Origin of the sequence: Microvirga zambiensis WSM3693, assembly GCF_016735695.1 — a bacterium.
GTDB classification, from domain to species: Bacteria; Pseudomonadota; Alphaproteobacteria; order Rhizobiales; family Beijerinckiaceae; genus Microvirga; species Microvirga zambiensis.
In genome coordinates this window covers 1-13,259 of record NZ_JAERQD010000012.1, presented here as the reverse complement: position 1 = coordinate 13,259, position 13,259 = coordinate 1, and the positions used below count along the sequence as shown (strand labels likewise).

13 protein-coding genes are annotated in these 13,259 nt (G+C 60.9%); 4 read left to right on the top strand and 9 right to left on the bottom strand.

Annotated features, from left to right (window positions below):
- Window positions 1-101: 101 nt before the first annotated feature.
- Complete coding sequence (locus JKL46_RS11390; protein ID WP_201832879.1) at window positions 102-1,616, bottom strand: sensor domain-containing diguanylate cyclase; 1,515 nt, start codon at window positions 1,614-1,616, stop codon at window positions 102-104.
- A gap of 426 nt (window positions 1,617-2,042) precedes the next feature.
- On the opposite strand from JKL46_RS11390, the gene JKL46_RS11385 reads away from it, so the two are divergent.
- Complete coding sequence (locus tag JKL46_RS11385) at window positions 2,043-2,660, top strand: hypothetical protein (protein ID WP_201832878.1); 618 nt, start codon at window positions 2,043-2,045, stop codon at window positions 2,658-2,660.
- Here JKL46_RS11385 and JKL46_RS11380 read toward each other — a convergent pair.
- On the bottom strand, window positions 2,654-3,232 hold the full coding sequence (locus JKL46_RS11380) for a 3'-5' exonuclease (protein WP_201832877.1): 579 nt from the start codon (window positions 3,230-3,232) through the stop codon (window positions 2,654-2,656). The two genes, JKL46_RS11385 and JKL46_RS11380, sit on opposite strands and share 7 nt — an antisense overlap.
- Window positions 3,233-3,398: 166 nt before the next feature.
- Complete coding sequence (locus JKL46_RS11375) at window positions 3,399-3,878, bottom strand: lytic transglycosylase domain-containing protein (protein ID WP_201832875.1); 480 nt, start codon at window positions 3,876-3,878, stop codon at window positions 3,399-3,401.
- A 377-nt stretch (window positions 3,879-4,255) separates the two neighbouring features.
- Here JKL46_RS11375 and JKL46_RS11370 point away from each other — a divergent pair, with 377 nt between their 5' ends.
- Together JKL46_RS11370 and JKL46_RS11365 are read left to right on the top strand one after the other, a co-directional pair.
- Window positions 4,256-4,993 carry a LuxR C-terminal-related transcriptional regulator gene (locus tag JKL46_RS11370; protein WP_201832873.1) on the top strand — a complete coding sequence of 246 codons (738 nt, stop codon included), beginning with the start codon at window positions 4,256-4,258 and terminating at the stop codon, window positions 4,991-4,993.
- Window positions 4,994-5,370: 377 nt separating this feature from the next.
- Window positions 5,371-6,114: a response regulator transcription factor gene (locus JKL46_RS11365; protein ID WP_201832871.1), complete on the top strand. Its 744-nt coding sequence runs from the start codon at window positions 5,371-5,373 to the stop codon at window positions 6,112-6,114.
- 74 nt (window positions 6,115-6,188) lie between these two features.
- Here JKL46_RS11365 and JKL46_RS11360 read toward each other — a convergent pair whose 3' ends face one another.
- From JKL46_RS11360 to JKL46_RS11335, 6 genes are all read right to left on the bottom strand, one after another.
- Window positions 6,189-7,829, bottom strand: coding sequence for a GMC family oxidoreductase (locus JKL46_RS11360; protein WP_201832870.1), 1,641 nt, complete (start codon window positions 7,827-7,829; stop codon window positions 6,189-6,191).
- Window positions 7,830-7,894: 65 nt separating this feature from the next.
- Window positions 7,895-8,869, bottom strand: a complete 975-nt coding sequence (locus JKL46_RS11355; RefSeq protein WP_201832869.1) for a branched-chain amino acid ABC transporter permease — start codon at window positions 8,867-8,869, stop codon at window positions 7,895-7,897.
- A 4-nt stretch (window positions 8,870-8,873) separates the two neighbouring features.
- A complete protein-coding gene (locus JKL46_RS11350) occupies window positions 8,874-9,761 on the bottom strand; it encodes a branched-chain amino acid ABC transporter permease (RefSeq protein WP_201832868.1) in 888 nt (295 codons plus the stop codon).
- Window positions 9,762-9,767: 6 nt separating this feature from the next.
- Window positions 9,768-10,475, bottom strand: coding sequence for an ABC transporter ATP-binding protein (locus tag JKL46_RS11345; RefSeq protein ID WP_201832867.1), 708 nt, complete (start codon window positions 10,473-10,475; stop codon window positions 9,768-9,770).
- The gene (locus tag JKL46_RS11340; protein ID WP_201832866.1) at window positions 10,468-11,226 is read right to left on the bottom strand and encodes an ABC transporter ATP-binding protein; all 759 of its coding nucleotides are present in this window, start codon (window positions 11,224-11,226) and stop codon (window positions 10,468-10,470) included. Before JKL46_RS11340 ends, JKL46_RS11345 begins: the two co-directional genes overlap by 8 nt.
- 124 nt (window positions 11,227-11,350) lie before the next feature.
- A complete protein-coding gene (locus JKL46_RS11335) occupies window positions 11,351-12,514 on the bottom strand; it encodes an ABC transporter substrate-binding protein (protein ID WP_201833090.1) in 1,164 nt (387 codons plus the stop codon).
- Between the two features lie 359 nt (window positions 12,515-12,873).
- Between JKL46_RS11335 and JKL46_RS11330 the strand changes: the two genes are divergently transcribed.
- Window positions 12,874-13,259 (top strand): aldehyde dehydrogenase family protein (locus tag JKL46_RS11330; protein ID WP_201832865.1); only part of this gene is annotated, 386 nt, incomplete at its 3' end.

Here is a 13,259-nt window from a genome sequence, read left to right as displayed (position 1 = left end):
TTCTGCGTTCAACGATGCGCTCTCCAAAGAGTGGAGCATCGGATTGGATCCCAAAAGTGGGTCCACTTTTGGGTCCGATGCTCTAGGCGCGCAGCGGAGCCTCAGGCCGCAGCATGCGGGAGAGGGGGTTGCAGGACCGGGCTTTCGCTGTCGGGGCCGCAGACTGCGTTCCGCCCGGAAGCTTTGGCGCGGTAGAGCGCGCGGTCGGCCGCGTCGAGAAGGACCGAGCGGTCGCTGCCGCGGGACGGTCGCGAGTCGGCAGCGCCGATGCTGATCGTGACTGTCAGATACGGACTGCCCTCGTGCACGGTCTCCATCGACGCGACGGCTCGACGGATGTTCTCGGCAATCGTGAGAGCGCCCGCCAGATCCGTCTCCGGCAGGACGATGGCGAATTCCTCGCCGCCATGGCGGGCTGCGACGTCGCGCGGGCGGCGGATGCTCGCTTCCAGGGAGTCCGCAATGGCGCGCAGAACCTCGTCGCCTCGTCCATGACCATAGCGGTCGTTGAAGCTCTTGAAGAAATCGGCATCGATATAGAGCAGCGACAGGGACGAGCCGGAGCGGATCGCATGGCGCCATTCGCGCTCGAACGTTTCCCGGAATGCGCGGCGGTTCGGCAGGCCTGTCAGATCGTCGGTTCGCGCAATCCGCCGGAGCTTGGTCTCCGCCCTTGTCCTGCGCCGCAATTCACGCTGGAACAGGACGGTCAGCCCGACGACGGCGCAGCACAGGACCAGCGTCGCGAGACTGAGGACCAGGGCCTTGCGCTGCCATGCAGCGAAGATCTCCTCGACGGACAAGGCAACGGTTAGGACGAGAGGATATCTCTCCAGGCGCTCGAACGAGATGATGCGCCGGATGCCGTCGATCGGCGAAATGGAATCGAAAGTGCCCGATTTGGCCTGCATCAGGCGCTGCACGTGCTCAGAGCCGCCGAGATCCTGATTGATTTGGCTTTCGAGGAAGGGATAGCGGGTCAGCAGCACGCCGTCGCCGCGGAAGAGATTGATCGCTCCCTGCTTGCCAAGGCTAAGGTTGTTGAAGGGCTGGTTGATGGTGGCCAGGGAGATGGAGCCCATCACGACGCCGGCGAACCCTCCGGCCTTGTCCTGGACGCGCCGGCTGATCCCGATGGCCAGTTCGCTGCGGGGCGCTCGGTTGGTGAAGGGGCGGCTCACATAGAGCCCGAGATGCGAGTTCTCCCGATGGGCGATGAAATATTCGCGGTCCGCGACATTGAGGGCGCGCGACGCGATGACCGGTCCTGCATCCGCAACAAGGTTTCCATCCTTGTCGACGAGAAGCAGCGTTCCCAAGAAGGAGGCGGACGTCGCACGGTCGAACAGCATCCGATACTGGAGGTCGGGCGGAAGCCGCTGGAAATCCGGGTGCCTCAGCCCTTCCATCGTTCCTTTCAGCGACTGGTCGAGCAACTCGATCTTACCGTCGAGATCGCGTGCGATGGTGGTCAGCACGTTTCGGGACGATTTCTCCGCCTCCTGCCAGAGGCTCTGGCGATCCATCCATAGGGTATGGGCGGAAATCCCGAGAATGCCCAAGGCAATCACGCCGGCAATCAGGTGCAGATAGACGTCTGACAGCAGGCGCTTCATTCGGCGGGCGGACTCTGAAATGAATATATGTCTATAGTCGACCGAAAGAGATATAGACAATAGAGGGGTGAATTAGACTCTTGCATAACCGAGGCGGCATGCAGGACAGACGTAACATTTCAATAGTGTCTGGTAAATATATGAAATAAAATTACCGTATCTGGCCGATTTGCTATTGTCGTGTGTTGGCGACCTCCGTTTGCTCTGAATGTGGCGCGGTTAAAGCTGAATATTCCGCTTGGGAAGGGTCGCGTCCGAAGAAAAGCCAAGCTTCGACAATGTTGGCTTTTCTCGTTCACAATCGACTGATTGCAGGCCCCGCGCGGTTGAAGACGATGTGCGGGAGCGCCACATCAGCTCCATCTGCCCCGTGGAACCAAACACTGCGGGAGAAGCGTTCCCCTTGGGATGCGATGGAGGCAGGTCATGACAGGATTCTCCGGACGCTGGCTCGTGACTGTCTCGCTTGCCGGCTTTCTCGTAACGCCCCTCTTCGCCCATGCGCAGTCGGGACGTGCCTGGGTCGATCCACCGGCTGAATCCGACGCATTGCCTTCACGGCCAGTCCACACGCCATCGCCAGCTCCTATGGCAGCGCCCGCAAAGCCGGCCGAGCCTGTCTCTACACCACAGCATGCCGCCAAGCCTGCGCCACAATCCGATACCATCAATGCTGATGCGGAATTGCAGCGTCCGCCGGATGCTACTCAGCAGAGTGCGGCGGTGGACGAGCAAGCCAAGCCAAAGCCATTGGTCGAGCGCAAAACGCGTGCGTCTCAGCAGGCAAATTCTTCGACAAGAACCAAACGCAACGCGCAGATCGAGCGGCGGCGTGAGGCGAGAACCCAGATGTCTCAGGCCGAGCCGCGCAATGCATTCGAGCGTCGTGCCCGCATCACCCGCTATGGATCGATTCAGGAAGGCCTCGATGCCGGCTTGCAGGTGATGCGCCTGCGAACGATTCAATTGCCGGACGGACGTCACATCACCGTTCTGACGCGTCCCGATCAGGATATCGCATCCGGCATGATCGACGGCTATTGACGCAAGCGCGCTGCGATCTCGGTTGCCCGACGCCTGATATCGAGCCACAGGTCGCGTTCGCGGCGCGCATCGGCAAGAGCGCGATGTTCCGCCGGCCCACGCGCGGTATCCTCTCTCTCGGCATATGCGATAATATCTCGCGTCGCACCTGCCTGAAGATGGTCGGGAACATTGGCCGCGCACAAGATGTCCTGCACAACACGCTGGTGAGCGAGTTCCGTATCCTCGATGCGCAATGCATGCCGCGGAAGGCCGGCCGCGCGAAGCAGCTTGCTCAGCCACTTGCCGTCCCACGATGGAGCCGTTGCATAGAGTGAGTGTCCCACGAGAGCGGCCATCATTCTTTGCGCCACATCTTCAACCGTTCTTCCCTCGGTAAGGAGACGCTCGCGCGTGATGCCGTGTATCCGTTCCGCCTCCTCGTCCCAATCGGTCCATGACGGATCCGGCCTGATCAGATGGCTCTCCTCCTGTCCGCCAACGAGAACCCAGGCAATCTCGATCGGATATCCCTCCTTGCCCAGTGAGGACGCTTCGAAATCGAGGAACGCGATGTTTGGGAGATCGTGCATATGAGCCGACAAGAGAGCGAAAGCTGTCGCCGTTCGATCTTGAACGGCTTTTACCTGACATTGCAACGGAAATGCTCGCGGCAAGCCTTGCGTCGCACGACTGGCGCAACAGAGGCGCACTACCGAGTCCGCTTCGAAGATATATCCAAATCCGCGACGGGAAGCGTTATCGGGTTCCTGCGGGAAGTGTTGTTGCGGAAGCCACCGAACCGGTCATGAACGGGTCGCTTGCACCGGTTCTCAAGGCGCCTAACAGACCCTTTCGCTTCGCTTCGTAATAATAGCCGCCGGCATAAAGAGCGACGGCGCGATCCTGATTGCCGCCGGCGACCTTATAGGCGTTCGCCAAGTAGGGGACGGCATAGGTCAGATTTGTATTGGCATCGAACAGCCCTGAGACGGCGCCCCGATATCCCATTCCGCGTGCCGTCGCGTAACGGATCTGCATCAGGCCGAAATTGCCGCTGTTCGCCGCACGCGGATTGTAGCCACTCTCCCGTTTGATGATGCGATGTACCAATGTCTCGGGAATGCCGTGGGCTTTCGCATGCTGCGATACGAGGGCGTCGATGGCTGCCCGTTCATCCGCTATCGCTGGCACTGTGCAGGCGATCGTCGCGCATGCAAGAACAACACGAGCAATCATGTGCATCCCCTTTGTCGTTGAGGGGATTTTCTCGGCGCCAATCGTGGCAATTGGACGTCAGCTTGGCCGTAGCCTCATGCAAGGGTTTGCGTAAAACTGGGCAGACGGAGCGGCCCTTAGAGGGTTTGCAGGTGCCAGTCGAGTTCCCACATCGAGGTGCTTCAATTGCGGTGCTGAAATAAGCTGATGCTGCACCCGAAATTTCTGGCGAAATATTATACCTTTTCGTGCATGATCAAAGGTAGATATGCATTTCCCCTCAGGAACATAGAAGTTTCTACCTCCTAAGCATGACCTGCTACCTCTTTATGCGGGATAGTTAACCAACCGTAAATTCGTACAATCCGGGGTAATCTTTGCGGAAAAGGCTCTCTCGCATGTCCCATCTTCTGCCGGTCACCACTATTCTTGGCTGCAAGAATTCTATGCTTCGTGAGGGTTTGAGGCATATCCTCTCGAGCACGCGCTTCAAGCTGCATCCGGAGAGCTTCGGGCGTGGGGAAATCAAGCTCGATGCATCCGCTTCCGAGCAGCCGCTTCTGTTCGTTCTCGATGCCAATCTTTACCTGTCCGAACTGGCCGACATCATCGGCCCGTTGAAGCTTCAGCATCCGCCGGCTCGGGTCGTCATTCTCGCCGATGTCTTCAACCTGGACGGAATGAAGCTGGCCTTCCAGGCGGGGGCGGACGGCTATTGCCTTGCGACGACCGGGTGCGAAGCCCTCATCAAATACCTCGACCTGGTCATGCTGGGAGAGGTGGTCTTCCCGTCGGCCGCCTTCCTGACCGCTATTTCCTCCCTCGGAATGGATGCGGATGCCCAGAAGGATGTCTCTGCCATCCGTGTTCCGGCCGCAAGGACCACTCAGGCGCTGGACGGCCACGATTCGCCGATCCGGACGCTGTCGAGCCGTGAAGCCGAGATCCTGCATTGCCTGATGCAGGGTTCGCCGAACAAGGTGATCGCGCGCAAGCTCGATGTCGCCGAGGCGACGGTCAAAGTTCACATCAAGGCGATCCTCCGCAAGATCCGCGTCGCGAATCGCACGCAAGCCGCCATGTGGGCCGTGAATCATCTGTCGCCCGATCAGATGGATGGCCCCCGGGCTCCCTAATCGAGAGCGATCCCTCGAGACTGACAGAACCCTCGCAACCGTTGCGGGGGTTCTCTACTTTCAGCCAATGTAACTGGATAGCGAAGTAGAGATCGGGTATGCCTTTGCGGTAGGTCATCCCCGACCTTGTCTATCCGAATTGTAATACGATATTACGTATCGTATTTGGCTGCGTCGGTAACATTTTATTAAAATGATTTGAATGGGTAATGATTGTCTAAAATGAGATTATAAGCTAAACATCTTTAGGGAAATTTTATTATTTTTCTTACCGAATCAAGACCAGAAAGGCATCTGCGATGCGGAACTCCTACGATCTTGATAGTCTTCCTCATCCTGGCGCCTCTTCGGCGAAGGATGTTGCGTATTCAAGATATATGGAACTGGCCCGTTCGGTAGAGCCCTCGTCGACAGAGCACGCTGCCGCACGGTCGATCAAGACGCTTCTCGTCGAGCCTAATGCTCTCTTGAGAGAAGGGCTTCGTCGAATTCTGTCCGAGACCGTCTATGCGCCCGCGATGGCAGCGGCAAGCCTCGATGAACTCGGCCCGACGGCGAACCTGGACAACAGCTCCATTATTTTGATCGTCGATGCGAGCCACAATCATGACGTGACCTGCGCTCAGACCCGCAAGCTGAAGGACGACAATCCGACTGCGAAGGTCGTGATGCTGGTCGAGCAATACGATCTGAAGCAGGTGATCTCTGCCTTCCAGGGCGGCGCGGATGCCTATCTCAAGAAATCCATCTCTCATGAAGTCCTTGTGAAGTCCCTGGATCTCGTGATGCTGGGCGAGGCCATCTTCCCCAGTGCCATTCTCGATATGCTGCGCGAGCAGGATCTTCGCTCCGATCGGGCGAAGGAAGCGCCGGTTTCCGAGGAGTCTCAGGATCTAAGCCATCTCGCAAAGGGATTGTCCGTTCGCGAGACGGTCATCCTACGCTGCCTGATGGACGGCGATTCGAACAAGATCATCGCGCGCAAGTTCGATATCACGGAAGCGACCGTGAAGGTGCACGTGAAGGCGATCCTGCGTAAGATTCAGGCGAAGAACCGGACGCAGGCCGCGATCTGGGCGGCAAGCCACCTCACGGCTGCCCGCACCGCTCCTGCCAGCTGATCCCTGTTGCACCGAAAAGACATCTCCGATGGGCGCCACTGGCGCCCATCGGCGTTTTAGGGGACTCTCCCGCCTCAAGCCGAGCGAAGGATGACCGGGGAGAGCGCTGACTGATCCTCAAGGATCATGCCGGCGCCTTTATCGGCGATCATCAGCGTCGGCGAGTTCGTGTTGCCGCTCGTAATCGCCGGCATGACCGAGGCGTCGATGACGCGAAGTCCCTCGATGCCGCGAACGCGCAGCCGCGAATCGGTCACAGCTGCCGGATCACTGTCGATCCCCATCTTGGCCGTGCCGACCGGGTGGAAGATGGTGGTCCCGACATCGCGCGCGCCGTTCAGGAGTTCTGCGTCAGAGGTCAGCTGCGCGCCGGGTCTATATTCCTCGGGGCGATATTTTTGGAGCGCTGGCATGGAGACGACGTGCCGGACCAGGCGCAACGCATCCACGGCAACTCTCTGGTCCTCCTCGGCCGACAGATAGTTCGGGCGGATCGACGGTGCATCGGCCGCATCGCCGCTGCGGAGCCTGACGCTGCCGCGGCTGGTCGGCCTGAGATTGCAGACGCTCGCCGTGAAGGCCGGGAAGGGGTGCGGGTCCTCTCCGAATTTGTCGAGAGAAAGCGGCTGGATATGGAATTGAAGATTGGGCGTCGCATAGTCGGGCGATGAACGAGTAAAGGCTCCGAGCTGCGAGGGTGCCATGGTGAGCGGCCCCTTGCGGAAAAAGGCGTACTCGAATGCCATCTGCCCCTTCTTCAGGAGCGAGCGATATTCCTCATTGAGCGTACGCACGCCGCTGACCTTGAAGATCGGGCGAAGCTGCAGATGGTCCTGCAGGTTCTCACCCACGCCCGGCAGGTGATGGACGACCGGAATCCCATGCTCCTGAAGCAGCGCCCCGTTGCCGATACCGGAAAGCTGAAGGATCTGCGGCGAGGCGATAGCGCCCGCTGAAAGGATGACTTCCTTGCGGGCCATTATGCGTCTTAAAGCGCCATTCTGGCGAATCTCCACACCGATGGCACGCCTGCCCTCGAACAGGATCCGCGTGGCGTGAGCATGGGTTTCGACCTTCAGGTTCGGCCGCGAAAGGGCCGGCTTGAGGAAGCCGCGGGCGGAGGACCAGCGCCGTCCGCTCTTCTGGTTGACGTGGAAGTAGGAGATCCCCTCGTTGCTGCCCGTATTGAAATCGCTGACCCGGGGAATTCCTGCCTCGACGGCAGCGTCAATAAACGAGTCCAGGATCTTCCACCGCACGCGAGGCGCCTCGACCCGCCATTCGCCGCCAGCGCCATGGTGCTCGCCAGCGCCGAGGTAGTGATCGAGATGCTGCCGGAAGATCGGCTTCACGTCGTCCCAACCCCAGCCCTCGAGGCCCATCTGGCGCCAATTGTCGTAATCCTCGCGCTGACCTCTGATGTAGATCATCGCATTGATGGCGGAGCAGCCGCCGAGCACCTTGCCGCGCGGATAGTTGAGGATGCGCCCGTTCAGGCCGGGCTCTGCCTCGGTCTTGAACATCCAATCCGCACGGGGATTGCCGATGGCGAAAAGATATCCGACCGGGATGTGAAACCAGATCCAGTTGTCCTTGCCGCCGGCCTCGAGAAGGCAGACCGAGTTGCGCGGGTCCTTTGAGAGACGGTTGGCGAGAACGCATCCCGCCGAACCTGCCCCGATGATCACGTAGTCGAATGTATTACTGTCTGACATGGCATGGCTCACTTGGTGCGCCGGTGCCGGTATCGGCGACACCGGCAGAATCATGCGTTCACGTCCTACGAGGCGCTTTTGCCCTTGCGCCTCATCAATTCGAGGATCTCTCCCACGATGCCGCGCCGGAACAGCAGCACGCAGATCACGAAGATGATGCCGATCAGGACCGTCACCGGGAAATCGGACGCCGCGAGATAGTTCTGCAGGGCGATGACCAGGCCTGCACCCACGATGGGGCCGACCATCGTGCCGATTCCTCCGAGCAGCGTCATGAGGATCACCTCGCCCGACATCTGCCACTGTACGTCGGTAAGCGTCGCGAACTGAAACACGATGGCCTTCGTGCCGCCGGCCATTCCGGCAAGGGCCGCGGACATGACGAAGGCGCCGAGCTTGTAGCGGTCCACCCGGTAGCCCAGCGACACCGCGCGCTTCTCATTCTCGCGGATCGCCTTGAGGATGTTGCCGAAGGGCGAGTTCACGATGCGCCAGATGGCGAAGAAGCCGAACAGGAAGATCGCCAGCGTGACGTAATACATCGTGAGCGGCTGGTTCAGGTCGATGAAGCCGAGCAGATAGCCGCGCGGCACGCCCTGGATGCCGTCCTCGCCATGGGTGAAGGGGGCCTGGAGGCAGATGAAGGCGAACATCTGCGACAGGGCGAGCGTGATCATGGCGAAATAGATGCCCTGGCGGCGGATCGCCACGAAGCCGATGATGAGGCCCATGACGGCTGCCCCGGCCACGCCCAGGAGGATTGCGGCGAGGGGATCCCAGCCCCACACCTTGGCGGCATGGGCGGTGAAATAGGCCGCTCCTCCGAAGAAGGCCGCGTGACCGAAGGAGAGAAGCCCGACATAGCCGATGAGCAGGTTGAAGGCGCAGGCGAAGAGCGCGAAGCAGAGCACGCTCATCAGCATGACGGGATAGAAGAAGAAGGGAGCCGCCAGCATGGCCGCGATGGCGATCGCGCCCAGCACCAGGGACGAGGTGCGCAGCTTGGGCTGCTCTGCGAGATATTGGGTTCCGACAGCCATGATATCACTCCTCCCGCCCGAAGAGACCTGCCGGCCTGACGAGCAGAACGATGGCCATGATCACGAAGATAACGATACTCGAGGCCTCAGGGTAGAAAACCTTCGTCAGCCCCTCGAGCACGCCGAGCATGTAGCCCGTGACGATGGCGCCCAGGATCGAGCCCATGCCGCCGACCACCACGACGGCGAAGACGATGATGATGAGGTTCGAGCCCATCAGCGGGCTGACCTGGTAGATCGGCGCTGCCAGCACGCCGGCAAGGGCGGCGAGGGCTGCACCGAGACCATAGGTGAGGGTGAGCAGCAGAGGCACGTTCACGCCGAAGGCCTGCACGAGCGTGGCGTTTTCGGTGGCTGCGCGCAGATAGGCGCCGAGCCGCGTCTTCTCGATCAGGAGCCAGGTGCCGATACAGACCACGAGCGAAGCGATGACCACCCAGCCACGGTAGATCGGCATGAACATGAAGCCGAGGTTGATCGCGCCGGTCAGCTGCTCCGGCGGCGCATAAGGCTTGCCGGCCGCGCCGAACCAGTAGCGGAAGGCGCCTTCGAGGATGAGGGCGAGGCCGAAGGTCAGGAGAAGGCCGTAGAGCGGGTCGACGCCGTAGAGGCGGCTCAGCATCGTCTTCTCGATCACGACTGCAATCGCGCCGACGATGAGAGGCGCCAGAATGAGCGCGAGCCAATAGCCGATGCCCAGATAGCTCAGCAGCAGGTAGGCGGCAAAGGCGCCGAGCATGTATTGCGCGCCGTGGGCGAAGTTGATGACCCGCAACAGGCCGAAAATCACCGCAAGGCCGAGGCTGAGCATGGCGTAGAACGAGCCGTTGATCAGGCCGATGAGAATCTGCCCGTAGAGGGCAGGGGTCGGAACGCCGAAAATCGTACTCATGATGCCCTATACCCCAAGAACTTCGTGAAGTTCGTCCATGCGCGCATCGAGCTCATGCCCGGGGAACGAGTTCACCATACGCCCGTCCTCCATGAGGTAGAAGCGATCGGCCACTTTCTTTGCGAAGCGGAAGTTCTGCTCCACGAGCAGGATCGTCATGCCGCGCTTCTTCAGCGCCACCAGCACGTCGCCGATGCGCTGCACGATGACGGGTGCGAGACCCTCGGTCGGCTCGTCGAGCAGAATGATCCGCGCACCTGTGCGCAGCACGCGGGCGATGGCAAGCATCTGCTGCTCGCCGCCCGACAGCTTCGTGCCCTGGCTCGAACGGCGCTCGTGCAGATTGGGGAAGAGCTGGTAGATCTCATCCACGCTCATGCCGCCTTCGGAGACGGTCGGCGGCAGCATCAGGTTCTCGGAAACGTTGAGGCTCGCGAAGATGCCGCGCTCCTCCGGCACGTAGCCGAGACCGGATTGCGCCACCTTGTGGAGCGGCAGGCCCAGGATATCCTGTCCGCGCAGGCGGATGACGCCCTCGCGGCGGCGCAGGATGCCCATGATCGCACGCAGGGTTGTCGTCTTGCCCGCGCCGTTGCGGCCGAGCAGCGTGATGGTTTCGCCCTCGTGGATGTCGAGGTCGACGCCATGGAGGACGTGGCTTTCGCCGTACCAGGCATTGAGTCCGCGGACTTCGAGAAGGGGAGCGCTACTCATGCTCGGTTCCCATATAGGCTTCGCGCACGCGCGGGTCCTGGCTGACCTTGTCGTAGGAGCCGTCTGAAAGGATCTCGCCGCGCGCCAGAACGGTGACGCGGTCGCAGAGATCGGCGACGACGTTCAGGTTGTGCTCGACCATCAGCACCGTGCGGTTCTTGGCGATGCGCCTGATCAGATCGGAGATGCGGCCGATATCCTCATGGCCCATGCCGGCCATAGGCTCGTCGAGAAGCAGCATGGCCGGATCGAGCGCGAGCGTCGTAGCGATCTCCAGCGCGCGCTTGCGGCCGTAGGACAATTCGGAAGCAGTCAGATTCCTGTAGGATGAGAGGTTGACCGCATCGATCAACTCCATCGCCCGCTCGTCGAGGGCGGAGAGGGCGTTCGACGAGCGCCAGAACTGCGTTGCGAGACCGGAGGGGCGCTGCAGGGCGACGCGTACATTGTCGAGCACGGTGAGATGCGGAAACACCGCCGAAATCTGGAAGGAGCGCACGAGCCCGAGACGCGCGACCTCGGCAGGCTTCAGGCCGGTGATATCCGAGCCCTTGAAGGTGATCTGTCCGCGCGTCGGCGTCAGGAATTTCGTCAGAAGATTGAAAACCGTCGTCTTGCCGGCACCGTTCGGCCCGATCAGGGCGTGAATCGTGCCCTCGTTGACGGACAACGTCACGTCCTTCACGGCAAGGAAGCCGCGGAACTCCATGGTGAGCCCGGTGGCGCTCAGGATTGGTTGCGTACTGACCATATGAACCGGCCGACACTCTCTTGGTGAGGAGGCAACGGCCGGTTCGGGCGCGATGCTCGATACCAGCCGTTGTCAGAGGATGAAGGGACAGGGCAACTCGCGCCACCCTGCCTCGGTATAATGATTACTGCGTGACCTGGCAGCCGCTGTCGGCAACCGAGAGATAGGCCTGGTCGCCGGGGACCTTGGCGAGCTGCTTGTACATGTCCCACTCGCTCTTGCTCTCTTCCGGCTTCTTTACCTGGAAGAGATACATGTCGTAGACCATGCGTCCGTTGGCGAGCACCTTGCCCTTCTTGGCGAAGACGTCTTCGACCGGCATCTCGTGCAGGAGCTTTGCCACCGGCTCGGTCGCATCCGTGCCGGCCTTCTGGACAGCCTTGAGATACTGCGTCACGGCGGAGTAGGTGCCGACATGGATCATGTTCGGCATGCGGCCGGTCTTCTCCTGGAACTTCTTCGCGAAGGCGCGGTTCTCGTCGCTCTGATCCCAGTACCAGCCCTCGGTCAGGGTCAGACCCTGGGCCGCCTTGAGGCCGAGGCCCTTCACCTCGGCAAGCGTGAAGAGAAGCGCTGCGAGACGGGTGCCGCCCTGGGTCAGGCCGAACTCGGCAGCCTGCTTGATGGCATTCGCCGTATCGAGGCCGGCATTGGCCATGCCGATTACGTTCGCGCCGGAACTCTGAGCCTGCAGCAGGAAGGACGAGTAGTCGGTGGCGGCGAGCGGGTGACGCACGGCGCCGAGCACCTGGCCGCCCTTCGACTTCACGAACTTCGAGGTCTGCTCCTCGAGGGAGTAGCCGAAGGCGTAGTCGGCGGTGAGGAAGAACCACTTGTTGCCGCCGTTTTCCACCAGCGCGCCGCCGGTGCCGACCGCAAGCGCGTGGGTGTCATAGGCCCAATGGAAGCCGAAAGGAGAGCACTGCTTGCCGGTCAAATCGGTCGTCGCTGCGCCGGTCGTCATGGTGATCTTCTTTTTGTCCTTCGACAGACCCTGCACCGCGAGCGCCACCGAGGAGGTCGTCAGTTCCATGATGGAATCGACCTTTTCCGTGTCGTACCATTGCCGCGCGATGCTGGCGGCGACGTCGGGCTTGTTCTGGTGATCGGCGCTGACGATTTCGACCGGCACGCCGAGCACTTTGCCACCGAAATCCTGCACGGCCATGCGGGCCGCCTCGACGGAGGACTTGCCGCCGAAGTCGGCATAGACGCCGGATTGATCGTTCAGGATGCCGATCTTGACCACACCGTCGGAGGCCTGTTGCGCATAAGCCGATTGCGCCATCACGGTGCAGCTGAGGGCAAACAGAATCTTATTGAGAACTCGCATCGACATCCTTCCCTTCGCTCTGAGGCTGTTTATCCAGCCGTCGTTCGGGCCGAGGCATGAGCGCATGCTCGGCAATGGTCAGAAAGGTACAGACACCGGCGGGCATGGCAATGCGAGAAAAGGTCATCCTTAAGTCGCAGATATCTTTGAACTTCTGCCTTATTTTGAGGCATTGGCGAGGCCCTCGAATCGGCGAGCTCGGCCGCTCTTCCGGTAACCCTGATCCGCATCCCCAGCTGTTCCCATGAGCGACCGCAGCACCTATATCGCTCTCAGCATTTTTTGATCCTTCGATGATGACAGGAGCCTCACCCATGACCGCGCAGTTGCAGCCTGTTGAGCGCCGAGTTGTTGATCTGCGGGATCCATCGCTGCTGGTGGAGAAGGCCTATGTGGCGGGCGAGTGGGTTGCGGCCGCGGACGGCAAGAGCTTCGCCGTCACCGATCCCTATGACGGCGCCGCGATCGCCGATGTGCCCTCCCTCAGCGTCGAGGCGGCGCGGCGGGCGATCGACACGGCGGCTACGGTGCAGAAGGACTGGGCCCGCCGCACCGCCAAGGAGCGCAGCCGCATCCTGAAAGCCTGGTACGACCTGATCGTTGCCAACGCCGACGATCTCGCTCTGATCCTGACCACCGAGCAGGGCAAGCCGCTCTCGGAAGCCAAGGCCGAGGTGCTCTCGAACGCGGCCTATATCGA

Bases quoted from the DNA above. Each gene is read 5' to 3' on its own strand.
- JKL46_RS11360 (WP_201832870.1), bottom strand. From the start codon at position 7,829: ATGTCAGACAGTAATACATTCGACTACGTGATCATCGGGGCAGGTTCG.
- JKL46_RS11385 (WP_201832878.1), top strand. From the start codon at position 2,043: ATGACAGGATTCTCCGGACGCTGGCTCGTGACTGTCTCGCTTGCCGGC.
- JKL46_RS11340 (WP_201832866.1), bottom strand. From the start codon at position 11,226: ATGGTCAGTACGCAACCAATCCTGAGCGCCACCGGGCTCACCATGGAG.
- JKL46_RS11365 (WP_201832871.1), top strand. From the start codon at position 5,371: ATGGAACTGGCCCGTTCGGTAGAGCCCTCGTCGACAGAGCACGCTGCC.
- JKL46_RS11350 (WP_201832868.1), bottom strand. From the start codon at position 9,761: ATGAGTACGATTTTCGGCGTTCCGACCCCTGCCCTCTACGGGCAGATT.
- JKL46_RS11370 (WP_201832873.1), top strand. From the start codon at position 4,256: ATGTCCCATCTTCTGCCGGTCACCACTATTCTTGGCTGCAAGAATTCT.
- JKL46_RS11380 (WP_201832877.1), bottom strand. From the start codon at position 3,232: ATGCACGATCTCCCAAACATCGCGTTCCTCGATTTCGAAGCGTCCTCA.
- JKL46_RS11375 (WP_201832875.1), bottom strand. From the start codon at position 3,878: ATGATTGCTCGTGTTGTTCTTGCATGCGCGACGATCGCCTGCACAGTG.
- JKL46_RS11345 (WP_201832867.1), bottom strand. From the start codon at position 10,475: ATGAGTAGCGCTCCCCTTCTCGAAGTCCGCGGACTCAATGCCTGGTAC.
- JKL46_RS11355 (WP_201832869.1), bottom strand. From the start codon at position 8,869: ATGGCTGTCGGAACCCAATATCTCGCAGAGCAGCCCAAGCTGCGCACC.
- JKL46_RS11335 (WP_201833090.1), bottom strand. From the start codon at position 12,514: ATGGCGCAATCGGCTTATGCGCAACAGGCCTCCGACGGTGTGGTCAAG.
- JKL46_RS11390 (WP_201832879.1), bottom strand. From the start codon at position 1,616: ATGAAGCGCCTGCTGTCAGACGTCTATCTGCACCTGATTGCCGGCGTG.